Origin of the sequence: Brucella sp. 22210, assembly GCF_052045675.1 — a bacterium.
Classification (GTDB): Bacteria; Pseudomonadota; Alphaproteobacteria; order Rhizobiales; family Rhizobiaceae; genus Brucella.
Genome location: NZ_JBQEPD010000007.1, coordinates 93,679 through 113,716 on the forward strand (window position 1 = coordinate 93,679; position 20,038 = coordinate 113,716).

Consider the following 20,038-nt stretch of genomic DNA (forward strand, 5'->3'; position numbering starts at 1 on the left):
TGGATAAACGAACCGCCGCCAGCTAAAATTCTGGCGGCGTTTTGCATTCAAACGAGGCAAAATCGGCCGATGGATAAGAGGAAAGCGAATGCTTTTTCCACCCTTCCGATCTTCACCGGAAAATGTTAGAATTATTCACCCAAATTCGTCTTATAATTAGGAACACATCCTAATAATTGTGCCTTAATGGTCGTTTTGGACGCATCTTTAGAATTAAATTTCTGCGATCAATAGAACATCAACCAGTTCACGGATACCGAAAATGAAATTCGCTCAGATCATCGCTACCGCAGGCATCATTCAGGCAGCTCTCTTCACCGGCGCAATGGCCGGAGAAAATCTCGACGCCATCAAGTCGGCGGGCGTTCTGAAGATCGGCACCGAAGGCACCTATGCGCCTTTCACCTATCACGACAAGGACAACAAGCTCGTCGGCTTCGACGTGGAAATCGGCGAAGCCGTGGCTGCCAAGCTCGGCGTCAAGCCGGAATTCGTCGAAGGCAAGTGGGACGGCCTCATCGCCGGTCTCGACGTCAACCGTTATGATGCCGTCATCAATCAGGTCGGCATCACCGAAGAGCGCAAGAAGAAGTTCAACTTCTCCAATCCTTACATTGTTTCCAAGGTTGTTCTGATCGTCAACGACAAGAACGACACGATCAAGGATTTTGCCGATCTGAAGGGCAAGAAGTCGGCACAGTCGCTCACCAGCAACTACGGCAAAATCGCCAAGGAAGCCGGCGCGGAACTCGTGGCCACCGACGGTTTCGACCAGTCGATCCAGCTCGTGCTGACCGGTCGCGCCGATGCGACGCTCAATGACAGCCTGTCCTTCCTCGACTTCAAGAAGCATCAGCCCAAGGCTCCGGTCAAGATCGTCGCCGAAAAGGAAAACGCTGACGCTTCGGGCATCATCGTTCGCAAGGGCGACGACGATCTCGTTGCAGCCATCAACAAGGCGCTGGACGACATCAAGGCCGACGGCACCTACGACAAGATCGCACAGAAGTATTTCGGTCAGGACGTTTCCAAGTAAGCTCCTGATCGCCGGAAATAGAGAAGCCGGAACAGGATTCCGGCTTCTTTTTTGTGTATGTAGAAATTTATTCCCAATAAATTTTCAAGTTCGCTTTCCGTAAACTGTATAAGATGAATGAACGTACCTTTCCGGTGCCTGATCATCTCGGTTTAAACCGACACTGCTTTTCGTTCCAAGGAGCCGAACCCGGTGCCTGACTGGCTACAACTCATGATCGAGTCGCTTCCGACCCTTCTCTGGGCGGGGCTGATCTTCACCATTCCACTGACCTTGCTGTCCTTCATCTTCGGTCTGGCGCTGGCGCTGTTGACGGCTCTCGTCCGGCTATTCGCTCCGGTCTGGCTCTCGTCGATTGCGCGCTTCTATGTCTGGATTTTCCGTGGCACGCCGCTGCTGGTGCAGCTTTTCGTGATCTTCTACGGCCTGCCGAGCATGGGCATCTTTCTCGATGCGTTCCCGGCTGCCCTCATCGGCTTCACGTTGAATGTCGGCGCCTATAGTTCGGAAATCATCCGTGCGGTCATCTCGTCCGTGCCCAAGGGCCAGTGGGAAGCCGCCTATTCCATCGGCATGAGCTGGAGTCAGGCGCTGATCCGCACCGTGTTGCCGCAGGCGACCAGAATCGCCGTGCCGCCGCTTTCCAATACGTTCATTTCACTTGTGAAAGATACGTCGCTCGCCGCCGCAATCACCGTGCCGGAGCTTTTCCAGTCGGCACAGCGCATCGTCGCCACGACCTACGAACCGCTGATCCTCTATATCGAAGCCGCGCTGATCTATCTGGCGCTGAGTTCGATTCTGTCTGCCCTTCAGGTACGGCTTGAGCGACGCTTCGGGCGTTATGGCGGCACGCTGGAGACAAACGCATGATCGAGCTGAAACATATCGTAAAGCGTTTTGACGACGCTGTGATCCTGAACGACATCAATGTCACCATCTCCGAAGGCTCGGTGACTGCTCTCGTTGGCCCGTCAGGTGGCGGCAAGAGCACGCTCCTGCGCTGCATCAACCTGCTTGAAGTGCCCACATCCGGCAGTCTGTCGCTAGGCGGACAGACGCTGACGTTCGAGCCGGGACGCAAGCCAAGCTGGCAGGCCATCCAGTCCATCCGCCGCCAGACCGGCATGGTGTTCCAGAATTTCCAGCTGTTCCCACATCAGACGGCGATCCAGAATGTCATGGAAAGCCTTGTCACCGTGTTGAAATGGCCAAAAGCCAAGGCCCGCGAACGCGCCATGGAACTGTTGCAGAAAGTTGGCATGGCGCATAAGGCCGACGCCTGGCCGTCGACCCTGTCCGGCGGACAGCAGCAACGCATCGCGATTGCCCGCGCTCTGGCGCCTTCGCCCCGCGTGTTGTTGTGCGACGAACCCACCTCGGCGCTCGATCCGGAACTTGCCTCGGAAGTGGTGGATGTGCTGAGCAAGCTTGCCAAGGAAGGCACTACGATGGTGATCGCCACCCACGATCTGCGCCTTGCCTCCAAGATTTCCCAGAATGTGGTGTTTCTGGAATCAGGCAATATTGTCGAAACCGGCTCGGCACACGATGTTTTCACGCGCCCGTCCCGCGAGCGTACCAAGCAGTTCGTCGCGACCATCAACGCCGCGCATAGTTACGACATCTGACCGACCATTTTGTCTTTCAGGAAAGGGCTTTCGCATTTGCGAAGGCCCTTTCGTTTTTGGCCTTATCGCAATTCATACGATCTTTTCGAAATTTTCCGCCGAGTCTCACCGGCCTGCCCCTTGGTAAAAGAGAAAACCGCTGTTACATTAAGGGCAACGTAATAAATCAAGCGTCCTGCTTGCGTCCTTTTGGTTCGCGCGGCGCTTATAAGGATCAGTACCTTGAAAAACCCCGAGGAGCGCCCCGTAGAAAAGGCGCAACAAGGGGCGTCCGGCGGACAATCGGGAAATGCTCAAGCCCGGAATCCGTCGACTAACGGCAAGCGCAAACCGCGCAAGGAAGCCGTTGCAGAAGCCGGGAATGCGCGTAGCGCACCCGATTCAGGACGCCCAAAGCCGCAAAGTGAAGCGGATGACAAGGGTTCCGGCAGCCAGCGGAAGCGTGCGCGCCGCCGTCACCGTGGCAAAGCGGCACGGCGACCGGAAGCGGCTGTCGCGCAGAAAGCTGCTGAAGATACCACTCTTCAGGAAGCCAAGTCCCCCGGCAAAATTTCGAATCGCCGCAGGCGCGCTCGCAAGAAAAAGCAGGCGCAGCAGCAGAACAATGCCGCGCCGCGGACAGCCGAACACGCGCCCAAGAGCACGCATGAAACACCGCGTCGTGACAATCACGCGCAGGCTTCGTCGCATGCCAAGCGGAAGAACGGCGCGGCACAGCCGCCACGGCACGCCCACGCCGAGGCTCCGCTTTATGCAGCGCTTGACCTTGGCACAAACAACTGCCGCTTGCTGGTCGCATCACCGACCCGACCAGGGCAGTTTCGCGTTGTGGATGCTTTTTCGCGGATCGTGCGGCTTGGCGAAGGGCTGAGCGCAACCGGCAAATTGAGCGACAACGCCATGCAGCGCGCTATCGAAGCGCTCAAGATCTGCCGTGACAAGCTGGCCGGCAAGAAAATCCGCCGTTCGCGCCTGATCGCGACCGAGGCTTGCCGTGCGGCTTCGAACGGCGAAGAGTTTCTGGAGCGCGTACGCGAGGAAACCGGGCTTGAACTGGAAATCGTTGATCGCCAGACGGAAGCACGTCTTGCCGTTTCCGGCTGTGGAACACTGGTAGCACGCGAAACGGAAGCCGTTGTTTTGTTCGATATCGGCGGCGGTTCCTCGGAAATCGCGCTGATCGATGTTTCGCAGCGCCGGTCTCCGCGCCTTGCCGAACATATCATGGCATGGACCTCCCTGCCCGTGGGCGTCGTCACGCTCGCCGAGCGTTTCGGTGGACGCAATGTCACGCAGGAAAGTTTCGAGGCGATGGTCGGTCATGTGACCGAACTTCTGTCGAGCTTTGCCGAACGGCACTGCCTTGGCCAACTGGCTTCAAGCCCGCGTTTCCATTTGCTCGGCACATCCGGTACGGTTACCACGCTGGCGGGTATTCATCTGGGTCTGGAGCGCTATGACCGTCGCCGCGTCGATGGCATGTGGATGGGCTCGGAGGACGTGACGCAGATGACGAGCCGCCTCCTGTCCTGGGATTTCGACGCGCGCGTGGCGAATCCATGCATCGGTGCAGACAGGGCCGATCTGGTGCTTGCGGGCTGCGCCATTCTCGATGCCATCCGCAAGGTATGGCCGAGCGAAAAACTTCTGGTGGCGGATCGCGGCTTGCGTGAAGGCATCCTGACCGAACTGATGTCGCGCGACGGCGCATGGCGGCACAATCGCGCGCAATTGCGCCAATAAATGCGCTGTTGGCGCTAGAACAGGCAACTGAAAATGAGCAAAGCAGGCGGAAACAAGGGCGGCACGAAGTCGGGCGCCAAAACGGGCGGACGTGGTGGTGCAGGCACCAGCAATCTGCACGTGCGCGTGAAGAAAAAGGCAGGCACGATCAAGGAATCGTCGCGTCGCTGGCTGCTGCGTCACCTGAATGACCCCTATGTGCACAAGTCCAAGCAGGACGGCTATCGCTCGCGCGCGGCCTACAAGCTGATCGAAATCAATGATCGCTATGATCTGCTCAAGAAGGGCCAGAAGATCATCGATCTTGGTGCGGCACCCGGCGGCTGGTCGCAGATAGCGGCCAAGATTGTCGGCTCCACCGACGAAGATCCGCATGTTGTCGGCATCGACTATCTGCATGTCGATCCGCTGCCGGGCGTCATCCTGCTGGAAATGGACTTTCTTGACGATGAAGCGCCACAGAAACTGATGGAAGCGCTTGGCGACAAGCCCGATCTCGTTATTTCCGATATGGCTGCGCCAACGACTGGCCACCGCCGCACCGACCACCTACGCACGGTGCATCTATGCGAAGTGGCGGCTGATTTTGCGGTTTCGGTACTCAAGCCCGGTGGCCACTTCCTGACCAAGACTTTTCAGGGCGGCACGGAAAACGAGCTTCTCGCCATGCTGAAGCAGAAATTCCGTTCTGTGCATCACGTCAAACCGCCCGCATCACGCGCGGAATCGGTCGAGCTTTATCTGCTCGCACGTGATTTCAAAGGCTAACGATGCACGATAGGAGCCGATTGGCTCCTATTTTATTCTCCGGCCGCGGAATTGACCGGCTTCACCACAACTGTAGCCTTGCTCTTCTGGCGAGGTGCTGAAGGTTCGGATAGTTCGCGACCAGCTTCAGGCGAAAGCCGTGCAAACCAGAAGAATGCGACAGCGGACACCAAAGCCACAACGATAAAGCCGACATGAAAGTCGACCAGGGCCAGCGGTGCGCCGCGCACGCCGCTGCTGAATTCCAGCACGCCACCCGCAAGGGCAACGCCAATCGCCAGCGAAACCTGTTGTGCGACGGCGGTGATCGGCGTCGCCTGACTGGTCTTTTCATCCGGAATTTCGGCATAGGCCAGCGCGTTGACGCCGGTAAAGAACAGCGACCGCGCAAAACCGCCGACCAGCAGGAAGCTGAGAATGATCCAGATCGGCGTCATGGGTGTGAACAGGCTGTTGACCGCGATGAAACCTGCCGAAATGATCGAACCCGACATCAAGGCGCGCCGGAAGCCGATCTTGGCGAAAATCCGCTTCGCACCGAACTTCATGCTGATCGCGCCGATGGCTGAAACGAAGGTTATCATGCCCGACTGAAACGGTGTGAAGCCGAAGCCGAGCTGGAACATCAGCGGCAGCAGAAACGGAATGGCGCCAATGCCGAAGCGGAAAATACTGCCCCCCAACACGGCCGACCGGAACACCTGATTGTCGAACAGCCGAAGATCGAGCAGCGGATCAGCACTGCGGCGGGCATGGATGATATAAAGCACCGAACAGACCAGACCGATCGCCACCGTTATGAAGCCGACAGCGGGCGGCAGCGCAGGCAGGCTGACCACAGACAGGCCGAAGACCACACCGGACATGGCAATGCCGGACAAAAAGAAGCCGGGCCAATCGAGGCGCTTGACGATACGCTCGTCATTATCCGGCAGAAAGCGCGTGGCAAACCAGATGCCGACAGCGCCGATGGGCACATTGATCAGGAATATCCAGTGCCATGTGAGAAAGGTCGTAATGAAACCACCAACCGGTGGCCCGACCAACGGGCCAACCATGGCGGGGATCGTCAGCCACGCCATGGCGGATACGAGTTCGCTGCGCGGTGTCGAGCGCACCAACACAAGACGTCCCACCGGCGTCATCATGGCACCGCCCATGCCCTGCAAGAAGCGCGAAACGACAAAGGCAGTCAGTGAGTTGGCGGCTGCACAGGCAATCGAACCAACGACGAAGACGGCTATTGCAGCGCGGAAAACATTTTTGGCACCGAACCGGTCGGCCATCCAACCGCTGATCGGAATGAAAACCGCCAGCGCGACCAGATAGGCCGTCAGAGCGAGCTTGAGAGCAATCGGACTGGTGCCGATATCGGCGGCAATCGCGGGCAATGATGTCGAAATGACATTCGAATCCATCTGCTCCATGAAAAGAGCAATTGCCAGCACAAGTGGAATGATGCGGTTCACGGTGAATTTCCGAATAGGCCGTGCTTTTACAAAAAGCTTACCAAAAGCTATGTCGTGCTTATAGGTAGATTGCTAGCCGATTTTTTCTCACATTGTGGTGACTTCGGCCCAATTTCAGCGATTCTTCGGCTCAAAAGCCCTTCATTCAGCGCCCGACTGGGCAAAAGGCACCAATTTCTCACGACAGATTTCAATCGTTCACAATTGTGTAAAGCGGGGTTGCGCATGCCGTAACGGACTGTTACATTCGGTAACAGTTTCACGAAGCTTCGAGTCTGGAATGGGTGGTCCCGGCTCAAGGAGGTAGGAAATGAACGATATTACGAGAACTGCACTAGTTTATGGCATGATGATCATTTCGCTGAACACGGCGCTTGCGATCGGTCTACTGGGACTGGATTTCCTGCACTAGGTGCGCCGCCCGATGAGGCTTGGCCAGTGTTTATGATGATCGCCTATCGAGTTTGATTTTGCCCTCCAGGCAAATTATGAAAAAGAGCGCTTCCGATTTATCGGAAGCGCTCTTTTCAATTTCACAGGCATTCGCGTTTTTGAAAATCAATCACGTGTCTTTGTCATAGACAAATTTCAACCCCTCCCCCAGCTTGCACTTGAAGATTGTGGTTTCTCCAATCTGGTCATGGGTTTTTGCAGAAAACCGCCAAATGATGATTGTCGCTGTTTCATCCGGCAAAACCCGGTAACGGACAAACTGTTGAACCGGAGTGTCATCACTTACCGTTTCATGATTGTACGCGTAGACAATTGCTCCGTCCGGAGCGGGTCTGCTCAAAAAGGCGCAGATAACTAGACCGCCGGTAAAGCCTTCCGGTTTCTGTTTTATGCCTGATGTCTGCTCGCACCTGTCCAGTTCGAGCAGCGACGTCGTCCGCTGCCCGGCAAATAAGTGTTGTTTCAGCGTGCCAAAATGATCGATGGCCTCTGCGGCATGAGCGGGGCCAATTCCGCTCATGCCGATGACCATCAGCAGCGTGCCAATCTTCCTGCGCATCGTGTGACCTTTCCTTCGATCATGATGCGCTCAAGGCTAAGCCTCTTGTAAACAAACACTATTCCAAGAATTAGCTTACTAATTTTCCGCCGATCAGAGAATGCGTCCCTGACTGGTCGGATCGAAGAACACCGCCTTGTCGAGATTAAAGGCCAGCCGTGAAGCTTGGCCTGCCACGATGCGCGCATCGGCGCGCAGGCGGGCGACCACATGCTTGCCGCCAAGGCGGGTCACCGCAAACGTGTCCGACCCGGCCGGTTCGACCACATCGATCAGGCAATCGCCTTCCACAACCGCGCCCGCATTGCGATCCGCGCCGTCTGGATCGGTCAAAGCTTCCGGGCGAATGCCAAAGACAACCTGCTTGCCCACATAGTCGCCAAGGGCTTGCGGTGCATTTTTCAACGGAAGCGTCAATGCCTGTCCGTCACCACGATCAAGCGAAATCGCATAATCCGAGCCATTCTTCTCAACAGCGACCGTCAGCAGGTTCATCGCCGGCGACCCCATGAAGTCCGCCACGAACATGTTGGACGGGTTGTTGTAGATCTCCGCAGGCGTACCGAACTGCTGCAAGACACCATCTTTCAGCACAGCGATCTTGGTCGCCAGCGTCATGGCTTCGATCTGATCGTGCGTCACATAGACGATAGTTGTCTTCATGCGGCTGTGCAGGCGCTTGATTTCGGTGCGCATATCCACACGCAGCTTCGCGTCGAGGTTCGACAGCGGCTCATCGAACAGGAAGACCTGCGGATTGCGCACAAGTGCGCGTCCCATGGCAACGCGCTGGCGCTGGCCACCGGAAAGCTGGCTCGGCTTGCGGTCGAGCAGATGGCCGATCTGCAGCATATCGGCCACTTCTTGAATGGCCTTGTCCCGTTCCGGCTTGGGTACTTTACGGATTTCCATGCCGAAAGCGATGTTTCCGGCAACCGTCATGTTGGGATAAAGCGCATAGGACTGGAAGACCATGGCGATATCGCGCTGGGACGGATGCAGTCCGGAAACTGACTTGCCCTTGATCGCAATGTCGCCGGATGTGATCGGCTCGAGACCGGCAATCGTGTTGAGCAACGTGGACTTGCCGCAACCCGACGGGCCGACGAGAACCAGGAAGCCGCCTTCCTCAATCTCGATATTGATGTTCTTCAGGATCGAGACAGTGCCGTAGGACTTGTAGAGATCGGTAATTTTCAGAAACGACATAGTGAACTTATCCCTTGACGGCGCCGGACATCAGACCGCGCACAAAGTAGCGGCCGGACACGATATAGACGATCAGCGTCGGCAGAGCGGCCAGAATGGCGGCTGCGAAATGAACGTTATATTCCTTGACGCCTGTGGAAGAGGAAACGAGGTTGTTGAGCGCCACCGTCATCGGCGTGGAATTCGCGCCGGAGAAGGATGCGCCGAACAGGAAGTCGTTCCAGATATTGGTGAACTGCCAGATCACGGACACGACGATGATCGGCCCGGATGACGGCAGCAGAATGCGCCAGAAAATCTGGAAGAAACTTGCCCCGTCAATCTGCGCAGCGCGCACCAGCTCGGTCGGAAACGCTTCGTAATAGTTGCGGAAATAGAGCGTCGTGAAGCCAAGACCGTAAATGACGTGCACCATGATGAGGCCCCAGATCGTTCCGGCAATGCCGAAAAGTCCGAGCATCCGCGCCATGGGGATCAGCACGATCTGGAACGGGATAAAACATGACAGCAACAGCAGGCCGAAGAAGATATTCGAGCCACGGAAACGCCATTTGGTCAGCACATAGCCATTCAGCGCACCGATAATGGTGGAGATCGCCACGGCGGGCACAACCATCAGAATGGAATTGATGAAGAACGGCTTCAAGCCGGTGGGCTGCACGCCGATCTGCGCCGTCGACCATGCCGAAAGCCAAGGCTCGATGGTCCATTGCTGCGGCAGGTTCAACATGCCGCCCTGGCGAATTTCTTCCAGCGGTTTGAACGAGTTGACCAGCATCACATAGAGCGGCAACAGATAGTAGATGGCGAAGAGCAGCAGCGCGGTATAGATCAGCGCACGCGTCAGCTTACCGCTGTTGATGGCGTTATCTTGCGACTGGGCGCTCATGACCGCGACCCTCCGCGAATTTCCGAATAGAGATAGGGAATGATGATCGAGAAGATCATCGCCAGCATGATAATCGCCGACGACGCGCCGATACCCATCTGGTTACGGGTGAACGTATAGGAATACATGAATGTCGCCGGGAGTTCGGTCGCCTGTCCCGGTCCGCCGCCGGTCAGTGCGATGACAAGATCGTAGGCCTTGATCGCCAGATGCGCCAGCACCACGAAGGCCGACAGAAAAACCGGGCGCATCAAGGGAATGATGATGCGGCGATAGATCGTGCCGGTTGAAGCCCCGTCGATCTGGGCCGCTTTGATGATTTCATTGTCGACGCCGCGCAGGCCCGCAAGGAACATGGCCATCACGAAACCCGACGATTGCCAGACGGCGGCGATCACCAGACAGTAGATCGCCATGGTGTTGCTCTTGATCCAGCCGAAGGTAAAGCTTTCCCAGCCCCACAGATGCATGGTGTTTTCAAGCCCGATGCCCGGATCGAGAAACCACTTCCATGCCGTGCCGGTCACAATGAAGGACAGGGCCATCGGATAAAGATAGATCGGACGCAAAAAGCCTTCGCCGCGGATCTTCTGGTCGAGCAGAATGGCCAGAAACAGACCGATCACCGAGCAGATGATGATGTAGAGCGACGCGAAGATCGCCAGATTGGTGATCGCCCGCCACCAATGTGGCAGCGCCCAGAGTTTCTCATAATTGGATAATCCCACGAAGCCGTAGGATGGCAGCATGCGGCTGTTGGTCAGCGAAAGCACGCCGGTATAGATGATAAACCCGTAGACAAAGACGAGGACGATCAGGAAGCTTGGAGCCAAGACCAGCTTGGGGATGAATTCCTGCAATCGGCTGTTACGCTGCATATTTGCGCCACCCAGTTTGCGCCGCTCGTGATGCCCTTTGAACGGGCATTCGAGACGATCGTTTCAGCGGCATTTATGCATGACCGGAGAACGACCCGGCTGCAAAATGCGTTGGTCCAACGATGCCTTCACCGGTTCCGATGGAACCATGCAAGACAACATCATGCAATGCTTGTTCTGAATTCCGAAATGCTGTTCCGGCTGGCTGTAAGGCGTTCTTTTCGCACCTCGGGCCGGATAAAAAACGTCCGGGAGGTTTAAACTCCCGGACGCCTGTTCAGCGCATTACTTCGCAGCAGCGACAGCCGAGACGAGTTCCTTGACAGCATCTTCAGAAGAAAGCTGTCCATTGAACTCGCGGGTCACCACGTCGTAGATCGCGTTCTTGACCGCTGCAGGATTGGCATAGCCGTGCGCCATGGAACCCAGCATCGTGCCCTTGCCATCAGCTTCCTTCAGGTCAGCGATGGCCTTCTTGCCGCAAGCGTCGAAAGCAGTATCCGGCACGTCGGTGCGTGCAGGAGCCGAGCCTTTGACCACGTTGAAGGCGGACTGGAAGGTCGGGCTTTCAACAGCCGAAGCCATTTCCATCTGAGCCGGGATCTTGTCGTCAGCAACCTTGAACATCGCGAACATGTCCGAGTTGAAGGTCACGGCACCCTGCGTGCCCGGATAGCGCATGCAGACGAAATCTTCGCCCGTCTTCTTGCCGGCCTTCACGAATTCGCCCTTGGCCCAGTCGCCCATGAACTGCAGACCGGCCTTGCCTTCGATGACCATGGCCGAAGCCAGGTTCCAGTCGCGACCGGAGAAGTTGTCATCGACATAGCTGCGCAACTTGGTCATGCGGTCGAAAGCTTGCTTCATCGTATCGCTGCCCAGGGTTTCCGGGTCGAGATCGACGAAAGCCTTCTTGTAGAAGTCTGTGCCAAACGAAAGCACGACGGCGTCAAAGATCGTCGCATCCTGCCAAGGCTGGCCACCATGCGCGATTGGCGTGATGCCCTGTTCCTTGAACTTGTCGAGAAGCGAGATCAGCTCATCCCAGTTTGCCGGTTCCTTGCCGCCTGCCTTGTCGAGCGCGGCCTTGTTGATCCACATCCAGTTGGTGGTGTGGACGTTCACAGGTGCGGCAATCCAGTGATCTTCATACTTGGCGAATGCCTGCAACGGAGCGGGAATGACCTTGTCCCAGCCTTCCTTGTTGGCAACTTCGTCGAGATTGCCAAGAGCGCCCTGCTCGGCCCAGTCGCGAATGTCGAAGCCGAGCATCTGCACGGCAGTCGGCGCGTTGCCAGCGGTAACGCGAGCGCGCAGAACGGTCATGGCTTCCGTGCCGCCGCCGCCTGCAACCGGCATGTCGGTCCAGCTGATGCCCTTCTTTTCAAGGTCCTTCTTCAGAACATCGAGCGCGGCAGCTTCACCGCCAGCGGTCCACCAGTGCAGAACTTCTACGTTCTGCTTGGCATCAGCAGCGTTTGCGACAGGCGCCATTCCGGCGAGCAAAGCGCAGGCAGCCGTACCCATAGCGGCGAGTTTCAGAAGTTTATGCATGTCTACCTCCCGTAGAAACAAACGAAACTTGTTACACCGGACGCTGTGCCGGGAATCCCGTCCCAACCGCGCAGCTATCCGTTTTGAATTTCCTTCGTCCTGTCCGCGCCTTGAGGCGCGAACTGAAACCGGTCGCTCCATACAACCGGCTCCTCCTCATTCACTGCCGCAACCCGATGCAGAGAGATGATCTCCGCCGGATACCCCGGCCAACTGACGCGACGTCCTCCGATGTCCTCCAAACCATCTTTACGCCGCCTCACCCCAATTGACAACGTTGTCTTTTAAGAATGAACCGCATCCACCAGACAAGATGTATTGCCTAGGATAGGCTGAAACCCGGGATAGGTGTCAATATCCCCGATATGATAAATAGCGAGAAATTTAATCGATTAAAATTTTAAGTAGTATTCCACGGCCAATTTCTTATGAGAAATGAGGCGTTTAGGCCTATTTTCGAGGTTTAGCAGCCATCATCTAAACCCTTGAATGAGCGTAAACCAAAAATGCCGATACCCGCTCTTTAATGGGATAAAAATCCTGTGAAATGGCTGGACAAGATCGCGGCGCCCACTTAATTTGACGGGGCTTACGCAATAGTGCGTGGGCTTGTTCTCGGGGCGGGGTGAGATTCCCCACCGGCGGTATGGAAAGCGATTTCCGAGCCCGCGAGCGCCTGAAAGATGAAGCTGATTCGCTTCTTCGGTCAGGGTCAGCAGATCCGGTGAGATGCCGGAGCCGACGGTATAGTCCGGATGAAAGAGAGCAAAAGAGCGTGACGAATTGCGTCTTCCGACGCGAGTAATGCGTTCCTTTGTGCGCCCTGATTCTAGTTTCTTGAGGAACCTATGAACCAGAGCTATCCGAACAAGACTTCCTTCAAAGTAGCATTCATTCAGGCTCGCTGGCACGCCGACATCGTCGACGAAGCCCGCAAGAGCTTTATCGCTGAACTGGCTGCCAAGACGGGCACCAATGTCGAAGTGGAAGTCTTCGACGTTCCCGGCGCTTACGAAATTCCACTTCATGCCAAGACGCTCGCCAAGACCGGCCAGTATGCCGCCATTGTCGGCTCGGCTTTCGTCATCGACGGCGGCATTTACCGTCACGACTTCGTGGCGACTGCCGTGATCAACGGCATGATGCAAGTGCAGCTGGAAACCGAAGTGCCAGTGCTGAGCGTCGTTCTGACCCCGCACCATTTCCATGACAGCAAGGAGCATCACGACTTCTTCTTCAACCATTTCAAGGTGAAGGGCGTCGAAGCCGCTCATGCGGTCTTGCAGATTGTCGGCGAACGCAGCCGTATCGCCGCGTTGGTCTGATCATTCACGGGGACGGCCCTGCCCTGCGGGGCCGTCACTCAATCGGTCACAATTCGCTCGCCATGCGTATAGACGTCGAATTCCTCGCCGCGCACGATGGCGACAAGAGTGAGATTGGCCTCTTCCGCTGTCCTGATGGCAAGAGCCGTCGGCGCTGAAATAGCCGCCAGCACAGGCGCGCCGAGTTTCACTGCCTTTTGCACCATTTCAACGGATACCCGGCTCGTGATCACGGTTATGCCGTGCTCCGTTTCAGCACCATCGCGCGCCAGAGCGCCAACGAGCTTATCCAGCGCATTGTGCCGACCGACATCCTCACGCGCGGCAATCAAGCCCTGCTGTGGCCTGTAAAAGCCTGCAGCGTGAACAGAATGGGTCATCGCATTCAATTGCTGTTCGCGCCCCAACGCGGCCATCGCCACAGCAATGGTGTTCGCCGAAATGCGGTGATTATCCGCCTTGAGCGGCATGACCGGGCGTAGAGCCTGCTCGATGGAATCGATGCCGCATAGGCCACAGCCAACCGGGCCCGCCATGAAGCGGCGACGCGCGGCCAGCCGCTGTTCCGGCAATTCGGCAAGGCGCATCTGTACATCAACCCCTTGCGCGAAAGCGACAAGCTCGATGCTTTCGATCTGACTGGCATCGTCGATAACGCCTTCGGTGAGACTGAACCCGACAGCGAAATCCTCCAGGTCGGAGGGCGTCGCCATCATCACAGCCTGTGTGGAGCCATTATAGCTCATCGCGACGGGCACCTCCTCCGGAACGGCGCGGTGCCCTTCCTGGAAGCCCGAAACGCGATGTGCAAGACGCACTACATCCTGACTGATCTTGGGTATCGTCATGCCTCTCGCCTGCTGTTTTTGCATCCCGACATATTGCTACAGTTTGATGTGGCATCATATCGGGTTTTATGTAAGGTGCCAGCGAACAGGCATGCAGCACAAAGCAATTCGGCCACGGTCGAATACAATTTTGTGTATGATCAGCAGCGCCGATAGCGAGGATAAAATGGATATTCGCCAGATCGACGACAATTACTCTGTCTCGGGCCAGATTTCACCCGACGACGTGCGCGACATTGCGGCAGAAGGTTTTCAGACCATCATCTGTAACCGTCCGGACGGCGAAGGCGGCCCGGAGCAGCCGGATTTTGCAGAAATTGCGCGCGTAGCAGAGAAAGCTGGCCTCGCCACCTATTACATTCCGGTGGTTGGCGGCCAGCTGACGCAGGATGATGTCGATGCCATGGCGGCAGCGCTCGACGAAGCGGAAGGTCCATTCTTCGCCTATTGCCGCTCAGGCGCCCGTTCTACGAATATTTACGGGATCGTGCAGAGCCAAAAGCGCGGATAAAGAACGAGCGCAGGCTATAAGGGCGGTGAGTGCGCAAGGGCATTGTTTCAGTTCTTGCAAACATAAGGCTCACCGTCCCGAAAGTCGCGTACGACGACCGAAGACGCCCTGCTGGTTATGTGCGCAGTACTGGCGATAATAGGACAGACCGGCGCGAACCACAGTCGCGACGACGCCGCCGGCGACGAGCATCCAGCCAAGCGCCTGCACCCAGTTGAACGTATCCAGTCCACCGCTCAGTGCGACGACTACAACGCCAGCCCACAAAAGGGCAGCGGTGCGACGCCAGAAAACCGGGTTGAGTTCATCGAAAACCGCCTTCCACAACGAGTGGACAAGGCAGGCGAAGAAAAGAGCCGCGGCCAGCCCGATGTTGAGCAATTCGACCGGGAGCCATTGCTGCGAAGTAAGCATAATATCCATCATCCAACTTAAGCCGCGATACGTCGGGTTAAAGCCGCCACTTGGCTTTTCCTTCCGAACCGAAGGTATTGTTTAGGTTCATATCCAGGCATCGTGCTTTCCAACAAAAACCGATTTTGTTTCTTGCCCGATGCTTCAGCCCCATTGAGCTGTCAATTTGTGGCTTCAACGTGTTAGAAGCACGGAAAGCTCCTTGTAATAAATTCACTTATTATTGCGATCACGCGAAATATCGTGTTGAAAACATTATACTATCCCGGCTACCCTCCGATAGGTTAGCCGCTGCAATCCCCTTGATAGTCTTGGATAATTCGCCTTCACGCAATGCGAGCGCAGGCAGGTGTAACGCGCTCAGAAAGCGCGTTACACTACTGTCATGTAACAGCGTTGTAACAATTTGGCAGAGTATTCAGCCACGGAACACGGGCCAGAACTTGGGTTTATTCACAGCGCCAAGCAAGTAGGCTCGCTCTCACTCGTCCACCAGCTTCTTATAGGGAACGTTATCCGATGGATCGGCAGCCCCCGGTGTATGGGCGGGACGCCCGAACAGGAAGCCCTGCACCTGCGCACAGCCCTCTTCGATCACCATGCGGTGCTGATGAAAGTTCTCGATACCTTCAGCGACAACAGGCAGATCAAGGCTGCGCCCAAGTCCCACGATCGCCCGCACAATGGCGTGGGAGCTGACATCCGTTTCCATCGTATTGATAAAGCTGCGGTCGATCTTGATCTTGTCGAATGGGAAGCTCTGGAGGTTGTTCAGCGAAGAATAGCCGGTGCCGAAGTCGTCCATCACAATGCGCACGCCCAGCTTCTTGATACGGCGCAGCAATTCCAGCGTCGTTGGCCTGTCCTTGATAAGCGCTGCTTCCGTGACTTCCAGTTCCAGCCGGTAAGGCTCAAGTCCGGCTTCGTCCAGAACGGAAGCAACCGTTTCAGGCAGATTGGTCAAGCGGAACTGGACCGGAGACACATTGACGGCAATCGTCAGATGACGGTCCCATGTCGCCGCCGTGCGGCAGGCTTCACGCAGCACCCACTCGCCAAGGGCGATAATCACGCCGGTTTCTTCGGCAATCGGAATGAATACTTCCGGAGGAATCGACCCCCGTTCGGGATGCGTCCAGCGCAGCAGCGCTTCATAGCCCTTGCAGGAGCCATCGGCAGTTCCGATCAGCGGCTGATAAGCGATGGTGATCTGACCGCGCGACATGGCCTGACGCAGATCGGCTTCGAGCTGCCGCCGTTCGGTAATTTCGCGATCCATTTCCGGCGAATAGAAAGCCACCATGCCCTTGCCGCTGGTCTTGGCACGATAAAGCGCGACGTCTGCCGCATGGCGCAGCGTTTCAGCATCGCGGCCATCGGTCGGGTAGATTGCAACACCGATACTGACGCCGACCGCTGTCTGGTCGGCAATCATATTCATCTCCGACTTGAATTCTTCCAATATCTGCTCGGCGAGCTTGCGCGCACCGGATGGCTGCGGCACGCCGACCTGCAGGATGACGAACTCATCGCCGCCAATGCGGGCCGCCGTATCGACGCCACTGATCGTGCGCCGCAAAATATTAGCAACAGTTTTCAGCACCCGGTCGCCTTGCGCATGACCGAAAATATCGTTCACCGCTTTGAACCGGTCGAGGTCCAGCGCGAAAACGGCGCAGCGCTGCTGCGAGCGTCCACCGACAGCATTGCTCAACCGCTGCTCGAAAAAGGCACGATTGGGCAGATCGGTCAGCGCATCATGGTTCGCCATATGCTCGATCTGGCGTTGCGCGGCGCGCTTTTCGGTCAGATCGCGCACAGCAAGAACCTCACAAGACTTGCCCTGATATTCAATCGTGTGGACCGCGAGTTCGAAAATCCGCTCGTCGTTTTCCTGCCGTGGCTTCGCCTCGACAGCCGCCTGACGCGGCGCGGCAGCAGGCAGACCATCCGCCGTGAGCAACAGATCTTCCGGCGAACGTCCGACCAGCGCCTTTTCATTGCTGTTCATCAGTCGGGAGAAACGCGCATTCACTTCGACAATCCGGTCATCGCGGATAACGGCAAGGCCATCCAGCGTCGCATTCGCAAAGCCCTTCAAATCCGTCATGTAACGGTCGATGAACACGGCGGCGACAGTCATGAAGGCAATGAAGCAGGATACCGTCGCAACGGCGCCGACAATCCACATGCGGCCCGTGCCAAGCGGATCAGCCGCTGGCAGGCTTGGGTCGGGGATCAGCGTGGTTGACGACATGGTGGTGAAATGCAGAACGCAGATCGAGCCGACGCCGAGAACGGTCGCCAGGGAAAGACGCATCCAGCGCCCGGACAGGCGCATCACCTCGAATGCGCCAGCGAGCAACAGCGTGGAAACGACAGCACCAACGATAATCGGTATCGGGTCGAATTGCACGGTAGCAGCGGCATTGATGGCGGACATGCCGGTGAAGTGCATCGCGGCGATAACAAGCGCGCCGCAAAGCCCGGCCAGCAGATTTGTTTTCAAGCTGCTGAAGTCGAACAGGCGCAGCATGACCCAGAATCCGGCAATCGCTATCACCGCAGAAAGCGTCGTAATGATGAGATCGAACTCAATCGCCACGGTGCCCTGATAGGCCAGCATCGCCACAAAATGTGTGGCCCAGACACTCAACCCACCGGCAAAAGCGGCAGTCGCAAGCCAGCTGTCACGGCGATTGTCGGCACATTCTCCTGCTCGCGCGAGCAGCAGGAAAAAGGCAAAAACACCAATCAGGGAAATGACCGCGGCCAGAACGACGATGGGTCTGTCATGTTGGACGGATATGCATTCTATAACTTTGAACATGACACGCCCCCGCTTTCATTTGTGCAAGGCCGCCGTCGGCCCTCACCGAAGCATTTTTGTGTTTTTGTTATACAACGCATAATTGTTTAGCCTAGACTACTTAAGCAATTCTAAATCCGATGCAAAAGTGCATCAGATACCAAAGTGTAAGGTCTATACTGAATTCTCTTACTATATTAGATATTAGTAATATTATCGAGCTTATTTGCCAACCCTGCGACCCACCCGGGCAAGCAGGATAACCGGAACAATGCCGATCACCACAATGGCGAGCGCGGCAATCGACGCTTCTTCATATGTACCGCGCGCCGCTTCGCCGTAAAGATGTGTTGCGAAAGTTTCCATATTGAGCGGGCGCAGCAGCAATGTTGCTGGCAATTCTTTCACGCAATCCACAAACACCAGCAATCCGGCAGCAACAATGGCCGTTTTGGAGAGCGGCAGGTGAATAGAGCGAAATGTCGCCGTCACGCTCCGTCCAAGGGTGCGCGATGCATGATCGAGCGACAGCGGAATTCGTTCCAGCCCGGCATCGATGCCACCAGCGGCAATGGCCATAAACCGAACGCCATAGGCATAGACCACCGCAGCGCCCGAACCGATCAGGATCAGACCAGCAGGCACGCCGAAGAAATACCCCGCCAGCAGGTTGAAGACATGATCGAAACTGCCGGAAACAACCAGAATACCGATGGCAATCACCGTACCCGGCGCGGCATAGCCCATGGTGGACAGGCGGTAGAACCAGCGGGAGGCCGCTCCCGGAAACAGGCGCACCGCATAAGCCACCATCATGCCGCAGACCAGCACAATCGCTGTCGCAATCGACGCCAGCAATATGGTGTTGAACGCCTCCCCGGCGAGACGCGGGGATATGCCCGCAAAGCGCGCGCGCTTGACCGCCTCGACGAGCAGATAGAGGGCTGGACCAATGAAGCCGATAATGACCGGCAGAGCGCCGAGAGCAAACAGCCACAATCCTCTGGCGGTGGAAACCTTTGACGGCTCAAAACCGCGTGAATGGCGGATATTGGAAGCAAAGCGCTGTTTGCGCCGTGCCCAGCGCTCTAGCGAAACCAGCGCCACCACGATCAGCAGCAAGGCCAGCGCGAGTTGCGCCGCGCCCGGCAGATCGGACCGCGTGATCCATGTCGTATAGATGGATACGGTCAGCGTGCGAACGCCAAGGAATTCCGCAGCGCCAACGTCATTCAGCGTTTCCATCAAGGCGAGACTAACACCAACGGCAACAGCCGGGCGCGCCAGCGGAAGCGCCACCCGCCAGAAAATGCCGCGACGGCTGACGCCGAGCGTCCGCGCCGCATCCATGAGACTGGCCGACTGGGTAAGAAACATCGCCCGGGTCGGGATATAGACATAAGGATAGAGCACGAAGCCCAGCAGCAGAATGCAGCCGGTCATCGAACGGATATCCGGCAGGCGAAACTGACGCGGACTGTCAAAGCCCAGCACATAGCGGATAGCGCCTTGCACCGGCCCTATCGGATGAAGAATATCCAGATAGGCATAGGCGACAATGTAGGTTGGCACCGCAAGCGGCAACAGCAGCGCCCATTCCAGAATGCCGCGCCCGCGAAAATCGTAGGCTGTCACCAGCCAAGCCATCGACGTCCCAACAAGTGCGACAATACAGCCGACGCCGACCAGCAGAATGACTGTATCGGCAAAGGCTGTCGGCAATAATGTGGAGAGCAAATGCTGCCACAGACCTGCCGAACCCTGCAAAGCTTCGCGGGCAAGCGCCAGAACCGGCAGGAAAACAAGAAGCGCGATCACCGCCGCGGCCCAAAGCCAGACACGCCCCGCCCTTGATGGCCGGAAAAGCGAATGTCGTGCTATGGCGGGCATATTTGTCATCGTGCTCGTGATAATCAAACGCCGGCGCATGAAGCACCGGCGC

At 56.7% G+C, this 20,038-nt stretch carries 17 protein-coding genes and 1 riboswitch; of the genes, 7 read left to right on the forward strand and 10 right to left on the reverse strand.

All coding sequences use genetic code 11. The features are described from left to right. The first annotated feature begins 262 nt into the window (after positions 1–262). The 5 genes from ACTJKP_RS11450 to ACTJKP_RS11470 all read left to right on the forward strand — a co-directional run bounded on the left by ACTJKP_RS11450 (position 263) and on the right by ACTJKP_RS11470 (position 5,178). Positions 263–1,036 carry an amino acid ABC transporter substrate-binding protein gene (locus ACTJKP_RS11450; RefSeq protein WP_078336827.1) on the forward strand — a complete coding sequence of 258 codons (774 nt, stop codon included), beginning with the start codon at positions 263–265 and terminating at the stop codon, positions 1,034–1,036. Between the two features lie 192 nt (positions 1,037–1,228). Beyond that, positions 1,229–1,909 (forward strand): amino acid ABC transporter permease, encoded by a 681-nt coding sequence (locus tag ACTJKP_RS11455; protein WP_440630738.1) that lies wholly within the window; start codon positions 1,229–1,231, stop codon positions 1,907–1,909. Next, positions 1,906–2,667: an amino acid ABC transporter ATP-binding protein gene (locus ACTJKP_RS11460; protein ID WP_078336825.1), complete on the forward strand. Its 762-nt coding sequence runs from the start codon at positions 1,906–1,908 to the stop codon at positions 2,665–2,667. Before ACTJKP_RS11455 ends, ACTJKP_RS11460 begins: the two co-directional genes overlap by 4 nt. Before the next feature lie 222 nt (positions 2,668–2,889). Beyond that, positions 2,890–4,410: a Ppx/GppA phosphatase family protein gene (locus ACTJKP_RS11465; RefSeq protein WP_113533419.1), complete on the forward strand. Its 1,521-nt coding sequence runs from the start codon at positions 2,890–2,892 to the stop codon at positions 4,408–4,410. A 33-nt stretch (positions 4,411–4,443) separates the two neighbouring features. Further along, on the forward strand, positions 4,444–5,178 hold the full coding sequence (locus ACTJKP_RS11470; RefSeq protein WP_078336824.1) for an RlmE family RNA methyltransferase: 735 nt from the start codon (positions 4,444–4,446) through the stop codon (positions 5,176–5,178). Positions 5,179–5,210: 32 nt separating this feature from the next. On the opposite strand, the gene ACTJKP_RS11475 is transcribed toward ACTJKP_RS11470, so the two are convergent. The 6 genes from ACTJKP_RS11475 to ACTJKP_RS11500 all read right to left on the reverse strand — a co-directional run bounded on the left by ACTJKP_RS11475 (position 5,211) and on the right by ACTJKP_RS11500 (position 12,189). Next, positions 5,211–6,647 (reverse strand): DHA2 family efflux MFS transporter permease subunit, encoded by a 1,437-nt coding sequence (locus tag ACTJKP_RS11475; protein WP_440630739.1) that lies wholly within the window; start codon positions 6,645–6,647, stop codon positions 5,211–5,213. A 562-nt stretch (positions 6,648–7,209) separates the two neighbouring features. Continuing rightward, positions 7,210–7,659: a VirK family protein gene (locus ACTJKP_RS11480; RefSeq protein ID WP_440630740.1), complete on the reverse strand. Its 450-nt coding sequence runs from the start codon at positions 7,657–7,659 to the stop codon at positions 7,210–7,212. A 93-nt stretch (positions 7,660–7,752) separates the two neighbouring features. After that, positions 7,753–8,868 carry an ABC transporter ATP-binding protein gene (locus tag ACTJKP_RS11485; protein WP_440630741.1) on the reverse strand — a complete coding sequence of 372 codons (1,116 nt, stop codon included), beginning with the start codon at positions 8,866–8,868 and terminating at the stop codon, positions 7,753–7,755. Between the two features lie 7 nt (positions 8,869–8,875). Beyond that, positions 8,876–9,757, reverse strand: a complete 882-nt coding sequence (locus ACTJKP_RS11490) for a carbohydrate ABC transporter permease (RefSeq protein ID WP_078336820.1) — start codon at positions 9,755–9,757, stop codon at positions 8,876–8,878. Continuing rightward, positions 9,754–10,635, reverse strand: a complete 882-nt coding sequence (locus ACTJKP_RS11495; RefSeq protein ID WP_078336819.1) for a carbohydrate ABC transporter permease — start codon at positions 10,633–10,635, stop codon at positions 9,754–9,756. Before ACTJKP_RS11495 ends, ACTJKP_RS11490 begins: the two co-directional genes overlap by 4 nt. A gap of 285 nt (positions 10,636–10,920) precedes the next feature. Continuing rightward, complete coding sequence (locus tag ACTJKP_RS11500; RefSeq protein WP_440630742.1) at positions 10,921–12,189, reverse strand: ABC transporter substrate-binding protein; 1,269 nt, start codon at positions 12,187–12,189, stop codon at positions 10,921–10,923. Between the two features lie 607 nt (positions 12,190–12,796). Beyond that, positions 12,797–12,960: riboswitch (FMN riboswitch) on the forward strand. A 77-nt stretch (positions 12,961–13,037) separates the two neighbouring features. Here ACTJKP_RS11500 and ACTJKP_RS11505 point away from each other — a divergent pair. After that, positions 13,038–13,514, forward strand: coding sequence for a 6,7-dimethyl-8-ribityllumazine synthase (locus ACTJKP_RS11505; RefSeq protein ID WP_440630743.1), 477 nt, complete (start codon positions 13,038–13,040; stop codon positions 13,512–13,514). Between the two features lie 38 nt (positions 13,515–13,552). Here ACTJKP_RS11505 and fdhD read toward each other — a convergent pair whose 3' ends face one another. Beyond that, positions 13,553–14,362 (reverse strand): formate dehydrogenase accessory sulfurtransferase FdhD, encoded by an 810-nt coding sequence (fdhD, locus tag ACTJKP_RS11510; RefSeq protein WP_440630744.1) that lies wholly within the window; start codon positions 14,360–14,362, stop codon positions 13,553–13,555. Positions 14,363–14,528: 166 nt separating this feature from the next. Here fdhD and ACTJKP_RS11515 point away from each other — a divergent pair, with 166 nt between their 5' ends. Then, the gene (locus tag ACTJKP_RS11515) at positions 14,529–14,873 is read left to right on the forward strand and encodes a TIGR01244 family sulfur transferase (protein WP_078337067.1); all 345 of its coding nucleotides are present in this window, start codon (positions 14,529–14,531) and stop codon (positions 14,871–14,873) included. Between the two features lie 69 nt (positions 14,874–14,942). Here ACTJKP_RS11515 and ACTJKP_RS11520 read toward each other — a convergent pair whose 3' ends face one another. From ACTJKP_RS11520 to ACTJKP_RS11530, 3 genes are all read right to left on the reverse strand, one after another. Continuing rightward, positions 14,943–15,296 carry a hypothetical protein gene (locus ACTJKP_RS11520; RefSeq protein WP_440630832.1) on the reverse strand — a complete coding sequence of 118 codons (354 nt, stop codon included), beginning with the start codon at positions 15,294–15,296 and terminating at the stop codon, positions 14,943–14,945. Positions 15,297–15,768: 472 nt separating this feature from the next. After that, complete coding sequence (locus ACTJKP_RS11525) at positions 15,769–18,117, reverse strand: bifunctional diguanylate cyclase/phosphodiesterase (RefSeq protein WP_440630745.1); 2,349 nt, start codon at positions 18,115–18,117, stop codon at positions 15,769–15,771. A 201-nt stretch (positions 18,118–18,318) separates the two neighbouring features. Then, positions 18,319–19,995: an ABC transporter permease gene (locus ACTJKP_RS11530; protein ID WP_440630746.1), complete on the reverse strand. Its 1,677-nt coding sequence runs from the start codon at positions 19,993–19,995 to the stop codon at positions 18,319–18,321. Positions 19,996–20,038 lie beyond the last annotated feature (43 nt).

What these genes read in the sequence shown, in the direction of transcription:
- ACTJKP_RS11450 (WP_078336827.1), top strand. Translation starts at nt 263, where the DNA reads ATGAAATTCGCTCAGATCATCGCTACCGCAGGCATCATTCAGGCAGCT.
- ACTJKP_RS11460 (WP_078336825.1), top strand. Translation starts at nt 1,906, where the DNA reads ATGATCGAGCTGAAACATATCGTAAAGCGTTTTGACGACGCTGTGATC.
- ACTJKP_RS11470 (WP_078336824.1), top strand. Translation starts at nt 4,444, where the DNA reads ATGAGCAAAGCAGGCGGAAACAAGGGCGGCACGAAGTCGGGCGCCAAA.
- ACTJKP_RS11480 (WP_440630740.1), bottom strand. Translation starts at nt 7,659, where the DNA reads ATGCGCAGGAAGATTGGCACGCTGCTGATGGTCATCGGCATGAGCGGA.
- ACTJKP_RS11485 (WP_440630741.1), bottom strand. Translation starts at nt 8,868, where the DNA reads ATGTCGTTTCTGAAAATTACCGATCTCTACAAGTCCTACGGCACTGTC.
- ACTJKP_RS11490 (WP_078336820.1), bottom strand. Translation starts at nt 9,757, where the DNA reads ATGAGCGCCCAGTCGCAAGATAACGCCATCAACAGCGGTAAGCTGACG.
- ACTJKP_RS11495 (WP_078336819.1), bottom strand. Translation starts at nt 10,635, where the DNA reads ATGCAGCGTAACAGCCGATTGCAGGAATTCATCCCCAAGCTGGTCTTG.
- ACTJKP_RS11500 (WP_440630742.1), bottom strand. Translation starts at nt 12,189, where the DNA reads ATGCATAAACTTCTGAAACTCGCCGCTATGGGTACGGCTGCCTGCGCT.
- ACTJKP_RS11505 (WP_440630743.1), top strand. Translation starts at nt 13,038, where the DNA reads ATGAACCAGAGCTATCCGAACAAGACTTCCTTCAAAGTAGCATTCATT.
- fdhD (WP_440630744.1), bottom strand. Translation starts at nt 14,362, where the DNA reads ATGACGATACCCAAGATCAGTCAGGATGTAGTGCGTCTTGCACATCGC.
- ACTJKP_RS11515 (WP_078337067.1), top strand. Translation starts at nt 14,529, where the DNA reads ATGGATATTCGCCAGATCGACGACAATTACTCTGTCTCGGGCCAGATT.
- ACTJKP_RS11520 (WP_440630832.1), bottom strand. Translation starts at nt 15,296, where the DNA reads ATGGATATTATGCTTACTTCGCAGCAATGGCTCCCGGTCGAATTGCTC.
- ACTJKP_RS11525 (WP_440630745.1), bottom strand. Translation starts at nt 18,117, where the DNA reads ATGTTCAAAGTTATAGAATGCATATCCGTCCAACATGACAGACCCATC.
- ACTJKP_RS11530 (WP_440630746.1), bottom strand. Translation starts at nt 19,995, where the DNA reads ATGACAAATATGCCCGCCATAGCACGACATTCGCTTTTCCGGCCATCA.